The 15,063-nt window shown below is 70.7% G+C and carries 12 protein-coding genes and 3 tRNA genes; 9 read left to right on the top strand and 6 right to left on the bottom strand.

The genetic code is table 11. The features are described from left to right. Positions 1-170: 170 nt before the first annotated feature. The 7 genes from AB0F40_RS17665 to purM all read left to right on the top strand — a co-directional run bounded on the left by AB0F40_RS17665 (position 171) and on the right by purM (position 11,955). On the top strand, positions 171-1,133 hold the full coding sequence (locus tag AB0F40_RS17665) for an endonuclease/exonuclease/phosphatase family protein (RefSeq protein WP_357470185.1): 963 nt from the start codon (positions 171-173) through the stop codon (positions 1,131-1,133). A 48-nt stretch (positions 1,134-1,181) separates the two neighbouring features. After that, positions 1,182-3,338, top strand: coding sequence for an RNB domain-containing ribonuclease (locus AB0F40_RS17660; protein WP_357470182.1), 2,157 nt, complete (start codon positions 1,182-1,184; stop codon positions 3,336-3,338). A gap of 63 nt (positions 3,339-3,401) precedes the next feature. Beyond that, positions 3,402-3,818, top strand: coding sequence for a sterol carrier family protein (locus AB0F40_RS17655; protein ID WP_357470179.1), 417 nt, complete (start codon positions 3,402-3,404; stop codon positions 3,816-3,818). Positions 3,819-4,112: 294 nt separating this feature from the next. Beyond that, entirely contained in the window at positions 4,113-8,753 is a 4,641-nt protein-coding gene (locus tag AB0F40_RS17650; protein WP_357470176.1) for an ExeM/NucH family extracellular endonuclease, read from the top strand. A gap of 143 nt (positions 8,754-8,896) precedes the next feature. Next, positions 8,897-9,196 carry a hypothetical protein gene (locus AB0F40_RS17645; RefSeq protein WP_357470173.1) on the top strand — a complete coding sequence of 100 codons (300 nt, stop codon included), beginning with the start codon at positions 8,897-8,899 and terminating at the stop codon, positions 9,194-9,196. A 58-nt stretch (positions 9,197-9,254) separates the two neighbouring features. After that, a complete protein-coding gene (gene purF, locus AB0F40_RS17640; protein WP_357470170.1) occupies positions 9,255-10,802 on the top strand; it encodes an amidophosphoribosyltransferase in 1,548 nt (515 codons plus the stop codon). A 43-nt stretch (positions 10,803-10,845) separates the two neighbouring features. After that, on the top strand, positions 10,846-11,955 hold the full coding sequence (gene purM, locus AB0F40_RS17635; RefSeq protein WP_357470167.1) for a phosphoribosylformylglycinamidine cyclo-ligase: 1,110 nt from the start codon (positions 10,846-10,848) through the stop codon (positions 11,953-11,955). Between the two features lie 60 nt (positions 11,956-12,015). Here the strand turns inward: purM and AB0F40_RS17630 are convergent, their stop codons facing one another. Then, positions 12,016-12,228, bottom strand: a complete 213-nt coding sequence (locus tag AB0F40_RS17630) for a DUF3073 domain-containing protein (RefSeq protein WP_357470164.1) — start codon at positions 12,226-12,228, stop codon at positions 12,016-12,018. A 594-nt stretch (positions 12,229-12,822) separates the two neighbouring features. Here AB0F40_RS17630 and AB0F40_RS17625 point away from each other — a divergent pair. Beyond that, entirely contained in the window at positions 12,823-13,032 is a 210-nt protein-coding gene (locus AB0F40_RS17625; RefSeq protein ID WP_108495333.1) for a BldC family transcriptional regulator, read from the top strand. A 64-nt stretch (positions 13,033-13,096) separates the two neighbouring features. On the opposite strand, the gene AB0F40_RS17620 is transcribed toward AB0F40_RS17625, so the two are convergent. The 5 genes from AB0F40_RS17620 to AB0F40_RS17600 form a co-directional block, all read right to left on the bottom strand. Then, a complete protein-coding gene (locus AB0F40_RS17620) occupies positions 13,097-13,420 on the bottom strand; it encodes a DUF3618 domain-containing protein (protein WP_357470161.1) in 324 nt (107 codons plus the stop codon). Then, positions 13,417-13,869 (bottom strand): phage holin family protein, encoded by a 453-nt coding sequence (locus AB0F40_RS17615; protein WP_357470158.1) that lies wholly within the window; start codon positions 13,867-13,869, stop codon positions 13,417-13,419. Before AB0F40_RS17615 ends, AB0F40_RS17620 begins: the two co-directional genes overlap by 4 nt. A 297-nt stretch (positions 13,870-14,166) precedes the next feature. Continuing rightward, a tRNA-Phe gene (locus tag AB0F40_RS17610) sits at positions 14,167-14,239 on the bottom strand. A 51-nt stretch (positions 14,240-14,290) separates the two neighbouring features. Next, positions 14,291-14,364 (bottom strand) — tRNA-Asp (locus tag AB0F40_RS17605). Positions 14,365-14,507: 143 nt separating this feature from the next. Further along, a tRNA-Glu gene (locus tag AB0F40_RS17600) sits at positions 14,508-14,580 on the bottom strand. Positions 14,581-14,691: 111 nt separating this feature from the next. Between AB0F40_RS17600 and AB0F40_RS17595 the strand changes: the two genes are divergently transcribed. Then, a complete protein-coding gene (locus tag AB0F40_RS17595) occupies positions 14,692-15,036 on the top strand; it encodes a metallopeptidase family protein (RefSeq protein WP_357470191.1) in 345 nt (114 codons plus the stop codon). The last annotated feature ends 27 nt before the right edge of the window (positions 15,037-15,063 follow it).

Genomic DNA, 15,063 nt, shown 5'->3' with positions numbered 1-15,063 from the left:
GCCCCCGCCCCCGTCCATCTGCGCCTCCCCCCCGGCCCCCGCCCGGTTTTATCGCTAAAAGGTCAGGTGGTCGGTACCCCGGGGTACCGACCACCTGACCTTTTACCGATCACCCGCGAACAGGCCGTCAGGCGGCACGACCGCCGACGCGCAGCCGATAGGGTCCGGGGGTGCGATTTGTCCATGGCTTCATCTCAGTAGTGCTCTGGATCATCGCGATCCCCTTGCTGGTCGTGGCGGTGGCCAGGGCCCTCCCGTTCGACAACGTCGTTCCCCTGCCGCATCTCGTCGTGTTCACGCCGTGGGCGACGCTGGTGGCCCTCCCGCTCCTGATCGTGGCGCTCTTCTCCCGGCGCTGGGTCCTGACGCTGCTGCTCGCGCTCTCGCTGGCCGGCTACGTGTACTGGATGGCTCCCTTCTTCGTGCCTCCGGACACGTCCACGGTGGCCGACCCCGCGGACCCCGGCACGCTGCGGGTCATGACGGTCAACGCCCAGTACGGGCGGGCCGACGCCGAGAGCATGGTCGACCTCGTGGAGTCCCAGCACGTCGAGGTGCTCGCGGTCCAGGAGCTGACGCCCTCCTTCGAGGAGGCGCTCGCGAACGCCGGCCTCGACGAGCTGCTGGCGCACAGCTTCACGGTGCCCGCTGACGACAGCCCCGCGGGAAGCGGCCTCTGGGCGTCCACGCCGCTCACCGAGGAGGACCAGCTGCGCGGCACGAGCTTCGCGATGCCCTCGGCCCTGGTCGGCGCGGGTGGCACCGACGTGCGCTTCACCGTGGTGCACCCCCACCCGCCGCTGCCCACGGAGGTCGTGACGTGGCGCACGGAGCTCGTCGAGCTCACGGAGGAGGTCCATGCGGACGACGCGCCGCAGATCCTGGCCGGCGACTTCAACGCCACCTACGACCACGCCGGCTTCCGGGACCTGCTCGGTTCGCGGTTCTCGGACGCGACCCGCGAGTGGGGCGCCGGACCCGCCGTGACCTGGCCGGAAGGCAGTCAGGTGCCCGCGCTGTTCGCGCTGGACCACGTGGTGGTGGAGAAGGACATGCCCGTCTCCGACGTCGTCACCATGCAGGTTCCGGGCACCGACCACCGGGCGTTGCTGGCCACCGTCGTCGTCGAATAGCACAGCGACGCCGCGCGGGGAGCGCGGAACCGGCCTATGTTCGCAGTTGTGCCGATTCGTCAGATGCGCCTCGCGCCCGCCGCCCCCGACGATGTGAGCAGTGCCCTCGCGGCGCTCCGCGCCGAGGTCGGCCTGCCCGCGATGTTCCCGCAGGATGTTCTCGAAGAGGCGCGTTCGGCCGCCGAGCAGGACTTCTCCGCCGGCCGGGCCGACCGCCGCGGCATCGAGTTCGTCACCATCGACCCGCCGGGTTCCATGGACCTGGACCAGGCGGTGCACGTGGAACAGTCCGGCGAGGGCTACGTGGTGCACTACGCGATAGCGGACCTGGGCGCCTTCGTGGTGCCGGGTGGCGCCGTCGACGAGGAGGTGCGCAGGCGGGGGATGACCGTCTACGGGCCGGACGCCCGGACGCCGCTGCACCCGAAGATCCTGTCCGAGGGGGCTGCGAGCCTCCTGCCAGGGGTGGACCGCCCGGCCGTGCTCTGGACGGTCACCCTGGACGCGCGCGGCATCATCACCGGCGCCTCGCTGGAGCGGGTGCTGGTCCGCAGCCGTGAGCGGCTCACCTACGCGGAGGTGCAGTCCGGCCTCGACGCGGGCACGGCGAGCGAGTCCCTGCAGCTCCTGGCCGACGTCGGGCGGCTGCGCCAGTCGCTCGAGCTCGCGCGCGGGGGTGTCTCGCTGGAGGTGCCCGAGCAGGAGGTGGAGCGCGGCGAGGACGGCACGTACACGCTGTCGTTCCGTCGCAACCTGCCGGTCGAGGAGTGGAACGCGCAGATCTCCCTGCTCACCGGCATCGCGGCGGCACACCTCATGCGGGAGGCGGGGGTCGGGATCCTGCGCACCCTCCCCGAGGCCGACCCGCGCGACCTGGCACGCCTCCACCGCACGGCACGCGCGCTCGGTATCGACTGGCCCGACAGCCTCCCGTACGCGCGCCTCGTCCCGACGCTCGTCTCGCGGATCCCGGAGCACGCCGCGTTCCTCAACGAGGCGACGACGCTGTTCCGTGGCGCCGGGTACGTCGCGTTCGGCATGCCGGGGCCCGACGGTGTCCCGGTGCCGCCGCCCGAGAACACCCGGCACTCCGCCATCGCCGCCGACTACGCGCACGTCACCGCGCCGCTGCGGCGTCTGGTGGACCGGTACGCGACCGAGGCCTGCCTCGCGATCTCTGCCGGGGCCGCCGTGCCCGGATGGGTGCTGGAGGCCCTGCCCGCCCTGCCTTCCGTCATGGCCGAGACCGGTCGCCGGGCCTCGTCGTTCGAGCGCGAGTGCGTCGACATCGTCGAGGCGTCGCTCCTCGCCGACCGCCTGGGCCAGGAGTTCGACGGCGTGGTGGTCGACGTCGACGACGACACCAAGGCGGAGCAGCGCGGCCAGGTGGTGCTGCGCGAGCCCGCCGTCCGCGCACGCGTGACCGGCCCGCGGCTCCCGCTGGGCGATGCCGTCCGGGTCACGCTCGCCGAGGCCGACGTGTCCGAGCGCCGCGTCATGTTCACCCTGCCGGGAGGCCGGCCGACCGACCGGACGGCGGACGCCGCTGCGTCGACCGGCTCGACCGGCTCGACCGGCTCGACCGGCTCGACCGGTGACGGCAGTGCGCGCCGATCCACTGCCGGACCGCGTTCCGCCGCCGGTGTGGCGCGCCGTGCGGCCCCTCCAGCGCACTTCGGAGCCCTCGCCGCCGACGGACCGGTCCCCGCGCACAGGAGGATGCGCTCGACGCCCGACCCGCAGCCTGGTCCGCGGCCGAGCCCGAGCCCGAGCCCGCAGCCGAGCCCGAGCCCGCAGCCGAGCCCGAGCCCGCAGCCGAGCCCGACTCCGACGCCGACGCCGACGCCCGCTCCGGAGCCGCAGCCGCTGCCCGACGGCGATGCCCGGTCCTCCGCCGCGTCGCCGTCCGCCGCGCAGCACCTGGACCACGGCGTCGGCTACCCGCCGGTCCGGCGGCCGGTGCGGCCACAGGTGCGGGACGAGGTTCCGCTGTCGCAGCCGTGGCCGCGGCACGCTGTCCCGGCGGCCTCGCCGCGACGGCTCGCTCCGCAGTCGGAGCCGGTGCCGGCCGTACGAAGGGACCACCTTCCGGACGGCATGCAGGTGGCGGAGTATCCGGCCGTGGCCTCGCTCGAGCTACCGATGGTGGTGGCGGCGGACCTGCTCGCGGTCGAGGGGCAGGCCACGGAGGTCTACCGCTTCTGAGCCGGCGGTCCGTGATACTGGCCCCATGATCGACGCAGCTCACGATGTCCTGGCGGTGCGGTAGTGCCCCCGCGGCGCAGGACGGATCCCGCGGCCGGGCGAGCCGCGGTCGCCGCCTGGGTACGGGGTGAGGCGGAGCGGCGTGACGTGACCACCGCCGTCCGGTACACGCTGGAGGAGCTCGCGGACGGCACCCCCGGTAACTCCGTGGAGGTGCGGGTGCCGCCGTCCGGTGCCGTCCAGGCGGTGGCCGGGCCGCGGCACACGCGCGGGACGCCGCCGAACGTGGTCGAGACTGATCCCGACACCTGGCTCGGCCTGGTCACGGGCACCCTCACCTGGGCGGACGCCGTCGCGGACGGGCGGGTACGCGCATCGGGCGAGCGTTCCGACATCTCCCACCTGCTGCCGCTGACGGCTGGGCGCCGGGCGGCGTCAGGCGCTCGCGGCGAGCCGGAGCCACCGGCCGTACCAGGGTGAACCGGGCACCGACAGCGTGTGCGGGGTAACAGATGTCAGGGACACCCGCTAGCCTCGGCGTCGACCTCGTGGCTCGGCTGCGGGCAGGTTCACCCGCTGCGGGGATGGCAGTTCTCCCGGCGGGTGTTCGGTCGTAACCGCCGGTTCACGATGTAGTGATTGGTTGGTGCGGCCCGTGCCGGACCGCCTGCGCAGCTGATGCGCGCCCGGCCGCGGCGATGCCGCCGAACAAGACGTCCACCAGCAGTGCACTCCAACCCGGTCTACAGGCCGGCTATTGCAGAAGGAGTCAGCGTGAGACCCAGCACGCTCCGGTCCCCCCGACCGCACCCCCGACACCGTGGGAGGGCCGCGGTCGCGGCTGCTCTCTCCGCAGCGCTCGTCGTGCCCGCGACGGCGGCTTTCGCCGCGCCGGCGGCCACCGAGGACGGCCCGGACTCCGGGCACGTCGTCATCAGCGAGGCCTACCTCGTCGGTGGAAGCTCCGGCCAGCCGTACCGGAACAAGTTCGTGGAGCTGTACAACCCGACCGACGAGCCGGTCAGCGTCGACGGCTGGTCGGTCCAGTACAAGTCCGCGACGGGCTCGTCGTTCTCCGGCGTCACCGCGCTGAGCGGCACCATCGCCGCGGGTGGCCACTACCTGGTGCAGGGCGGCTCGAACGCCGCCAACGGTGAGCCGCTGCCCGCCCCCGACGTCGTCGGCAGCCTCAACCCGAGCGGTACGGCCGGTGTGGTCGCACTCGCCTCGCAGGCCACCGCCGTCACGCCCGCCAAGGGCTCCGTGCCGGCGGAGGGCGCCGCGGGCGTCGTCGACCTGCTCGGCTACGGCACCGCCGACACGTTCGAGACCGCCCCGGGCCCGGCAGGCCAGGGCACCCGCGTGGTCGGGTCGCTAGAACGCACCGGCGACGCGGGTGACAACTCGGCGGACTTCGTGTTCACCGCAGAGGTGACGCCCACTGGTGGCGAGGGTTCGGAGCCCGAGCCGGACCCCACGCCGTCGGAGCCGACCGAGCCCGGTGAGGTCACCCCGATCGCCGAGATCCAGGGTACCGGCGACGCCTCGCCGCTCGCGGGCGAGACGGTGACCACCCGTGGTGTCGTCACCGCCGTCTACGCGACGGGCGGGTTCAACGGCCTGTACCTGCAGACCGCCGGCACGGGCGGCGGCGAGGACCCGACGCCGGGCGCGTCGGACGGCGTCTTCGTGTACTCGGAGGCGGCCGCGGCGGACCTGTCGGCCGGCGATCACGTTGAGGTGACCGGCGCGGTCTCCGAGTACAACGGGCTGACCGAGCTCACCCCGTCGTCGGGCGGCTGGACCGTCCTGGACGAGCCCGCGACGGTCACGCCGACGGCGACCGCCTGGCCGGCTACCGCGGCGGAGCGCGAGGCGCTCGAGGGCATGCTCCTCGCGCCCGAGGGCGACTTCACGGTGACCGACAACTACGACACCAACTACTACGGCTCGGTGGGGCTGGCCGCAGGTGACAGCCCGCTGGTGCAGCCCACCACCGTGGGCCGGCCGCTGTCGGCGGAGTACGACGCGCAGATCGCGGACAACGCGGCACGCGCCGTGCTGCTCGACGACGGCTCGTCGGTCAACTTCAACTCGTCGTCGAACAAGTCGAAGCCGCTGCCCTACCTGACCGGTGGCGAGCCGCTGCGCGTGGGCGCGGCGGTCACGTTCACCACACCGGTGGTCCTCGACTATCGCTACGACGCGTGGGGCTTCCAGCCGCTGACCCATCTGACGCCCGACGTCGCCGAGACGGTCCAGCCGGCCACGTTCGAGAACACGCGCGAGGACGCCCCCGCCGAGGTCGGTGGCGACCTCCAGGTCGCCACGTTCAACGTCCTGAACTACTTCAGCACCACCGGTGACGAGCTCACCGGCTGCACCTACTACACGGACCGTGCGGGCGACCCCGTGACGGTCCGCGGCGGCTGCGACGCACGCGGTGCGGCCGAGGAGGAAGACCTGCAGCGGCAGCAGGTCAAGATCGTCGCCGCGATCTCGGCGCTCGACGCCGACGTGGTGGCGCTCCTTGAGATCGAGAACACCGCCGCGTTCGGCGGCTCGCGGGACCAGGCGCTGAGCGACCTCGTGGACGCCCTGAACGCCGCGGAAGGTGCCGGGACGTGGGCCTATGCGGCTTCTCCCGCCGAGGTGCCCTCCGCTGAGGACGTCATCCGCAACGCCTTCATCTACCGGACCGCCACCGCCGAGCCGGTTGGCGACTCGACCATCCTGGTCGGCGACGAGGCGTTCCAGAACGCCCGTGAGCCGCTGGCCCAGACCTTCCAGCCCGTGGGCGGGGACGCGGCTGCCGGTGACGACGTCGTCGTGATCGCCAACCACTTCAAGTCGAAGGGCTCGGCAGGTCCGTGGCCCGGCGACACGGACCAGGGCGACGGCCAGGGCTCCTCGAACGAGTCCCGCACGCGGCAGGCGACCGCGCTCGCGAGCTTCGCCGAGGCCCAGGCCGCGGCGGCGGGCACGGAGAACGTCCTGCTGGTGGGCGACTTCAACGCCTACGAGCAGGAGGACCCCATCAAGGTCCTGACCGACGCTGGCTACACCGACCTCGGACCCGCCACGGGCGAGTACACGTACAACTTCGGCGGCATGGTCGGCTCGCTCGACCACGTGCTGGCCTCGCCGACCGCGGCGGAGATCGTGACCGGCACCGACATCTGGAACATCAACGCGTACGAGCCGGTGGCGAACGAGTACAGCCGGCACAACTACAACGCGACGATCCTCTACGACGAGACGCCGTTCCGGTCGTCCGACCACGACCCCGTCCTGGTCGGCCTGGACCTCGGTGGCACGACGCCGGAGCCCGGCTCCGTCGACGTCGACCTCGTGGCCATCAACGACTTCCACGGCCGCGTCGACGAGAACACCGTGAACTTCGCGGGCACCGTGGAGGAGCTGCGGGCGCAGAACCCTGAGGGCACGGCCTTCATCTCGGCCGGCGACAACATCGGTGCCTCCCTGTTCGCGTCCGCGCTGCAGCAGGACCAGCCGACCATCGACGTGCTCAACGCGCTGGACCTGACGACCTCCGCTGTGGGCAACCACGAGTTCGACCAGGGCGTGGCGGACCTCACCGGCCGGGTCAGCGACGCTGCCGACTGGGACTACCTGGGCGCCAACGTCTACGACGTGGCCACCGGCGAGGCCGCGCTGTCCGAGTACCAGGTGGTACCGGTGGGCGGCGTCGACGTCGGCTTCGTCGGTGTCGTCACGCAGGAGACGCCCACGCTGGTCACGCCCTCTGGCATCGAGGGGCTCGAGTTCGGGGACCCGGTCGAGGCGGTCAACCGCGTCACTGACGAGCTGCTCGACGGCGACGCGGCGAACGGCGAGGCTGACGTGGTCGTGGCCCTCGCGCACGACGGCGCCGGTGCGGGCACGCCCGACGGTGCCACGCTGGAGGAGGAGGTCGCCGCCGGCGGCACCTTCGCCGAGCTGGTCCAGGACACCGACCCGCGCGTCGCGGCCATCTTCACCGGCCACACGCACAAGCAGTACGCGTGGGACGCTCCGGTCCCTGGCGCGGAGGGGGAGACCCGGCCGATCATCCAGACCGGCAGCTACGGCGAGTTCCTCGGCCACGTGTCCCTCACCGTCGACACGGAGTCGGGCGCCGTCACGGACTACGCCGTGGAGAACGTCCAGCGCACCGAGACCCCCGCTGCCGAGCTCATCGAGACCTACCCGGCGGTCGCAGAGGTCGACTCGATAGTCTCCGCCGCGCTGGCCGAGGCCGAGGAGATCGGCGCACAGCCCATCGGTGCGGTGACCGGGGACGTCACGACGGCGTTCTCGGGCGGCACCTACACGGACGGCGTCTACACGGGCGGCGACCGGGACGACCGTGCGTCGGAGTCGGCGCTCGGCAACCTCGTGGCGAACTCGCTGCGCTCGTCGCTCGCGAGCGACGAGCGGGGCGGCGCCGACATCGGCGTCGTGAACCCGGGTGGTCTGCGCAACGAGCTCTACTTTGCTGGTTCGGCGGATGGTGAGGCCGACGGTGTCGTCACGTACGCCGAGGCCAACGCTGTCCTGCCATTCGTCAACAACCTGTGGACGATCACGCTGACGGGCGAACAGCTCGACACGCTGCTCGAGCAGCAGTGGCAGACGGACGCGAACGGCGACCGTCCGTCGCGTCCGTTCCTCGCGCTGGGGTTGTCGGACAACGTGTCGTACACCGTGGCCACGGCCGACCCGAACGCGACGCCCGGCGACAACGTCTCGTCGATCACCATCGACGGTGTGCCGGTCGACCCGGCCGCCGAGTACCGGATCGCGACGTTCTCGTTCCTGATCTCCGGTGGTGACAACTTCCGGGTCTTCACCGAGGGCACCGACGGTCGCGACTCGGGCCTGGTGGACCGCGAGGCCTGGATCGACTACCTCGAGAACGCCTCGCCGATCACACCGAGCTTCGCCCGTACCCGCACGGTCGCCGAGACCCTGCCGGGTGCCGTCGAGGCCGGCGCCTCGACCGAGGTCAGCCTGTCCGGCCTGGACCTGACCTCGCTCGGCGCGCCGCGGAACACCGCTGTGGAGACCTTCCTCGTCCCGACGGGGGGAGCGGCAGCGGACGGTGTCTCTCTCGGCACCGGCACGGTCACCGACGGCGCCACGACCGCCTCGGTCACCGTGCCGGCCGACACGGCACCTGGTGCGTACCAGCTCCTGGTGCAGACGTCGCCGTCGGGCACGACCGCCCGGCTGCCGCTGACCGTCGAGGAGGCGGCTCCCCAGGAGCCGGAGGCGCCCGCGTGGCAGCCGTGGAAGCTGTACTGGTGGGGAGACACGGTCTCGTACCGGGGTGAGGTCTACGTGGCGTCCCGTCCGACGATCCTGCAGATCCCGGGCGCGTGGCGGCACAGCCCCTGGAAGCTGGTCGACTGACCCACCCCCTCCGCCGAGATAGAACTGTGGCGAAGTAGAACCGCAGCGAAGTAGAACCGCAGCGCAACCCTCGACGGGTGCGCTGCGGTTCTACTTCGCCACAGTTCTACTTCGGCACTCCGGGCGGCGCGTACCCTGGTTTCGTGAGTGAAACCCAGACATCGAGCGACTCCTCCGACGACGTCGAGGTGCGCGACGTCATCGATCCGGCGAGCGTGCGCCGGGCTCCGCGGTACAAGGCGTTCTTCTGGACGGGTGCTCTGGTCGGGATCGTTCTCGGGCTGGCCCTGTCGCTCTACCTCGTGAGCTCGCCCTCCGGCGCGGCCATGATGAAGCCCGGCGTGTACGTCACCGTGCTGACCGGGTTCGTCACGATGGTGACGACCCTGCTGGCCGGCCTGTTCGCGGTGATCGCGGACCGCCGGAGTCTGCGCGGGCGCTGACACAGAGGTCACAGGCCGGGCTGACACCGTCGATCCGGTCGCATGGGATACTCGGAACATGCCTCTGCGCGGAGATGGCCGCCTCAACCACGACCTCATACCCGGCGAGAAGGGCCCCCAGGACGCATGTGGCGTCTTCGGGGTCTGGGCACCCGGCGAGGAGGTCGCCAAGCTTGCGTACTTCGGCCTGTACGCACTACAGCATCGCGGGCAGGAGTCCGCGGGTATCGCCACCAGCAACGGTGAGCAGATCCTCGTCTACAAGGACATGGGACTCGTCTCCCAGGTCTTCGACGAGACGGCCCTGAACGCTCTGACCGGCCACATCGCCGTCGGGCACTGTCGATACTCCACCACTGGTGGAGTGACCTGGGAGAACGCCCAGCCGACGCTCGGCGCGACGGCGTCCGGCACCGTGGCCCTCGGGCACAACGGCAACCTGACCAACTCGGCCGACCTGGTCAACCTCGTGGCCGAGCGCTACGGCGCGCAGCGCCGGGGCGAGCTCGCGCGCGGCAACACCACCGACACCGCGCTGATCACCGCCCTGTTCGCGGGTGACGCGGATCACACGCTGGAGGCCACGGCGATGGAGGTGCTGCCGCGTCTGCGCGGAGCCTTCTCCCTGGTCTTCATGGACGAGAACACCCTGTACGCGGCGCGCGACCCGCAGGGTGTGCGCCCGCTCGTGCTCGGTCGGCTCGACCGTGGCTGGGTGGTGGCCAGCGAGACCCCCGCTCTGGACATCGTCGGCGCCTCCTACGTGCGTGACGTCGAGCCGGGCGAGCTGATCTGCATCGACGCCGACGGCATGCGCTCGGCACGCTTCGCCCCGACGGAGCGGGCAGCCTGCGTCTTCGAGTACGTCTACCTGGCCCGCCCCGACAACACCATCAACGGCCGCTCCGTGCACTCGGCGCGCGTCGAGATGGGACGGACCCTGGCCCGCGAGCAGCCCGCCGAGGCCGACCTGGTGATCCCGACGCCGGAGTCCGGCACGCCGGCCGCCGTCGGGTACGCCGCGGAGTCCGGCATCCCGTTCGGGCAGGGCCTCACGAAGAACGCCTACGTGGGCCGTACGTTCATCCAGCCGTCCGACACCCTGCGACAGCTCGGCATCCGGCTGAAGCTCAACCCGCTGCGCGAGGTGATCAGGGGCAAGCGCCTGGTGGTCGTCGACGACTCGATCGTGCGCGGCAACACCCAGCGCGCTCTGGTCCGCATGCTGCGCGAGGCCGGCGCGGCCGAGGTGCACGTGCGCATCTCGTCGCCGCCGATCAAGTGGCCCTGCTTCTACGGCATCGACTTCGCGTCGCGCGCCGAGCTCATCGCCAACGGCCTGGGCGTGGAGGAGATCGGCCAGTCCCTCGGCGTGGACAGCCTCGGCTACATCTCCACCGAGGGCATGATCGCCGCGACCGAGCAGCCCAGCTCGCAGCTCTGCGCCGCGTGCTTCACGGGCAAGTACCCGATCGAGCTGCCCCCGGACGACCAGCTGGGCAAGCACCTCCTCGAGCAGGCGGAGCTCCCGCTCGGCCAGCCCGAGGACGGGCTCAAGCAGCTCGCCGTGCGCACCGGCGGCTCGACCGCCCTCGACCACCCGTGACGACTTCCCGTCTCACCAGCACCGACCACTCCATGGAGCACCAGTGACATCCGAAGGCCTGACGTACGCCGCCGCCGGCGTCGACACCGAGGCGGGCGACAAGGCCGTCGAGCTCATGAAGGACGCCGTGCGCCGGACGCAGGGTCCGGCCGTGCTCGGCGGTGTGGGCGGCTTTGCCGGCCTCTACGACCTATCGGCCTTCCAGGGCTACCGCGCACCCCTGCTGGCGACGTCGACGGACGGCGTCGGTACCAAGGTCGCGATCGCACAGGCGATGGACAAGCACGACACCATCGGGTTCGACCTGGTCGGCATGGTCGTGGACGACATCGTCGTGATGGGCGCCAAGCCGTTGTTCATGACCGACTACATCGCCACCGGCAAGGTGGTGCCCGAGCGGATCGCTGACATCGTGCGCGGCATCGCGCAGGCCTGCGAGGTGGCGGACACCGCCCTCGTGGGTGGCGAGACCGCCGAGCACCCGGGCCTGCTGGAGCCGGACGAGTACGACGTGGCCGGCGCCGCGACGGGCATCGTGGAGGCCGACAAGGTGCTGGGCCCGGACCGCGTGCAGCGCGGCGACGTGCTCATCGCGATGGCGTCCAGCGGGCTGCACTCCAACGGGTACTCCCTGGTGCGCGCGGTGATCAAGCAGGCAGGCTGGGCTCTGGACCGCCACGTGGACGAGCTGGGACGGGCCCTGGGCGAGGAGCTGCTCGAGCCCACGCGGGTCTACGCGGCTGACTGCCTGGCGCTGGCCGACGACGAGGCGGCACAGGTGCACGCGTTCACCCACGTGACCGGCGGCGGGCTTGCCGCCAACCTGGCACGCGTCCTGCCCGCCGGACTCGTGGCCACGGTCGACCGTGCGTCATGGGACGTGCCGGCCGTGTTCCGCATGGTGCGGGACCTCGGTGGCGTGCCCGACCGCGACCTGGAGAACACCCTGAACCTCGGGGTGGGCATGGTGGCGATAGTGGGTGCCGGTGGCGCAGACGCGGCACTGACCCGACTGTCCGCGCTGGGCGTGCCCGCGTGGACGCTGGGAAGCGTCGACACCCTGGATCCGGCTGCAGCGCGCGATGACCTCGTCGCAGGCACGAAGGGTGTGTCTGGTGGTGCGGTCCGGCTGGTGAACGACTACCGCGGCTGACGCGGTGGCAGGGCCTGGCCGAGGACCGGGCGCGGGGCCGGCGCAGACGCGCCGGCACCCTCAGCGCGTGTTGCCGTCCTGCTCTGCCCAGTCGGAGTACCTGTTGTCGTACTCCTCGTCCTCCGGGGAGTCCCACCGCGACTGTGTCGCCACATCGGTGCGAGAGTCCCCCGTGAGTTCCTGCTCGAGGGCGTGATAATTGGTGTCCGGGCTGTAGTACTTCAGCGCGCGAGCAACCTTGGTCTGCTTTGCCTTCTGACGGCCGCGGCCCATGGCTCCGACCCCCTCTACGTAGGAGCGGGGCGGCACCGTGCATAGACGTGCGGCCCCGTGGCGTTTCGTCTGTCCAGGTTCCAACGTTACATGCTGGTACGGCGTTTCTTCCAGTCCGTGAGCGTGATTCGTCCCATCCTCTGATGTGACATTCGGATCTGCCCGAGTTCGTCACCACGTGCAGACACATCCGGGCACTTGGCTGTAACGTGGTGAAGGGTTTGCCATCAATGGACCTTCGCTGCGGCGCCGACCGGGAGCGCCGACCGACGGCCGCGCCTCGGGTTCACCTGTCCAGGGCAACCTTCTCCGGCACTTTGCCGACACCTGGCTGATGTGTGGAGGTCTGCCGGACGCGGTCAGGGGATGCGTGCCGAGCACCGGTGCTCAAGTGGTGGATAGCGCCGTCGGCGTGTCGCACGTGTCCGAGACTCGCCCGAAACGGGCGCGCGTGGCGCACAGGGGAGAAAGTGAGGAAATAAACCCCGTCCCCAAGTCGCCTAAATCCCGTTTGCTGCTAACAATGGTGCAAGAGCGGGTGTCGTCAACCGCCTGGTACGGCCAGGCCGGCACCGTTCCGGAGGAGGTGCGGGGATGTCCATCCACGGAGAATCCGAGGTCCTGCTCACGCCTGCCGAGGTAGCGAGCTTGTTCCGTGTTGACCCAAAGACAGTAACGCGTTGGGCAAAAGCGGGAAAGCTCTCGTCGATCCGGACACTTGGCGGTCACCGCCGCTACAAGGAGTCCGAGGTTCGGGCGCTGCTCGGTGCGGCAGCGGACAGCTCGGGCGACTCTGACAACTAGTCGGACGTCGTTGACAGATTGGTCGGCAAGCAGGACGAAGGCGCGCCGGGTGCTGCCCCCCAGCTCAGCCCCGCGCGCGCCTGAGTACAGCGGTCACGGCAACAGCCGTACCGAGGACCACTAGACCGAGCGTGGCACCTATCAGGACTTTGGCGTTGCGGGCCCGGCGCGGATCTTGCGCCGGGCCGTTCTTGTCGCCGAACTTCCCGGTCGCCATGGCGCCGGCGTCGCTCGCCGCCTGCTTCGCCTCGTGCGCGATGCGGGAGGCCTGGTAGCCAGGGCTCAGGCGGGTCGTCAGCTCATCGATGGCCGCAGCGAGGTCCGCACGGGTGCGGAGTACCTCGGCCTCGAGCGCATGGCTGCTGGGCGGCGGGATCTGAGTGCTCATCGGTGCAGCCCCTCCTTGATCGACGCGATATCGTCCTTCACGCGCTGGACGCTCTCCGGCTGGGTCGTGCCCTTCTTCAGCAGCTGCACACCCACCAGCGCGAGGATGATCGTGACGAGCAGCATGAAGCCGCCGATGGCGAGCGCGGAGAGCCAGAGCGGCCACACCGTCCCCAGGCCGTACACGGCTGCCAGGAGCAGCACCCCGGCGGCGTAGGCGAGGATCAGCAGCGCGACGACGAGCAGTCCGATCCCGATGCCGGACTTCTTGGCCCTGTCGGCGAGCTCGGCCTTGGCGAGCGCGATCTCCGCACGCACGAGCCGGGAGGCCTGCTCGGAGATCTGTTCGACGAGCTTGCCCAGCGAAGCGGGCTTCCCGGGCTCCGGGGTGACTGCCGGGGTGCCACGTGGCACCTCTCTCTGGCCGTCGATCTTCACGTCCTCGATCATTTGCCCTCCCGTGCCGCCGGTTCGGCCTGTGCCGCTGAGGACAACTCAACAGGCCATGAGCGCATGGGGCAATTCCTGGGGCGGCGTGGCCCCGAGGAATATGAGATGAAGGAGACCGATCGTGAATACGCAAATACTGGAAGGAATTGCCTCGGCGGTCGCTGAGAGCGATGTTCCCGCAGGCAGAGAAGTGCGGTTACCGGGTGATCCGTGCCGGTGGCCGGAAACGCCGATGGGCCGCACTTCCGATGAAGTGCGGCCCATCGAGATCGCAGGATCCTGCGATCCTTTTTGCTGTGGCTCCGACCGGCGTCGATCCGGTGACCTTTCGATTTTCAGTCGAACGCTCTACCAACTGAGCTACAGAGCCCTAGCGCGAACGCCCGGATAGTCGAGACCGACCATCCGGGCGCCTCTCGCGCGACCCTGACGGGACTTGAACCCGCGACCTCCGCCGTGACAGGGCGGCGCGCTAACCAGCTGCGCTACAGGGCCTTGGACGCTACCCGCGACCGGGGGGCTCTTTCGAACCGTGAGGATCTTAACCCACCGTGGGCCCGAATCTGAAATCAGATTCGGTCTCCGGGAGGATGACCTGCCTCACAGCCGTCAGAACGTGGCTCTGACGAGCCACTGCGTACCCCCAACGGGATTCGAACCCGTGCTACCGCCGTGAAAGGGCGGGGTCCTAGGCCGCTAGACGATGGGGGCTGGGACCTGGCAAGTCTACAGACGGTTCGGGGCTCCGCTGGCCAGTCCGAGGAGTGGTCCGCGCGACACCCCCACCTGGCCGGCGTCAGGGATGATGTGCGTGTGGTGGAGATGACGCGCGAGGACTTCGAGACAGCTGTCAGCGAGGGGCTGGACCTCGTTCCGGCCGACCTCGCGGCGCAGATGGACAACGTGGTGGTGCTCGTCGAGGACGACGCGCCGGCGGACGATCCAGACCTGCTGGGCCTCTATGAGGGCGTCCCGCTCACGGAGCGTGATCACATGTGGGCCGCCGGTGCCCTGCCGGACCGCATCACCATCTTCCGGAACCCGACGCTCGCGTTCTGCGAGTCCCGCGAGGACGTCGTCGAGGAGGTGGCCGTGACCGTGGTGCACGAGATCGCCCACCACTTCGGGATCGACGACGACCGGCTGCACGAGCTCGGCTGGGCGTGACGAAGCCGGCCCCGCGAAGCAGCGCTT

This window comes from Promicromonospora sp. NPDC023987 (assembly GCF_040639055.1).
Taxonomy (GTDB): domain Bacteria; phylum Actinomycetota; class Actinomycetes; order Actinomycetales; family Cellulomonadaceae; genus Promicromonospora.
Note: the sequence above shows the minus strand (reverse complement) of the source record. Positions and strands in the feature narration are given on the sequence as shown.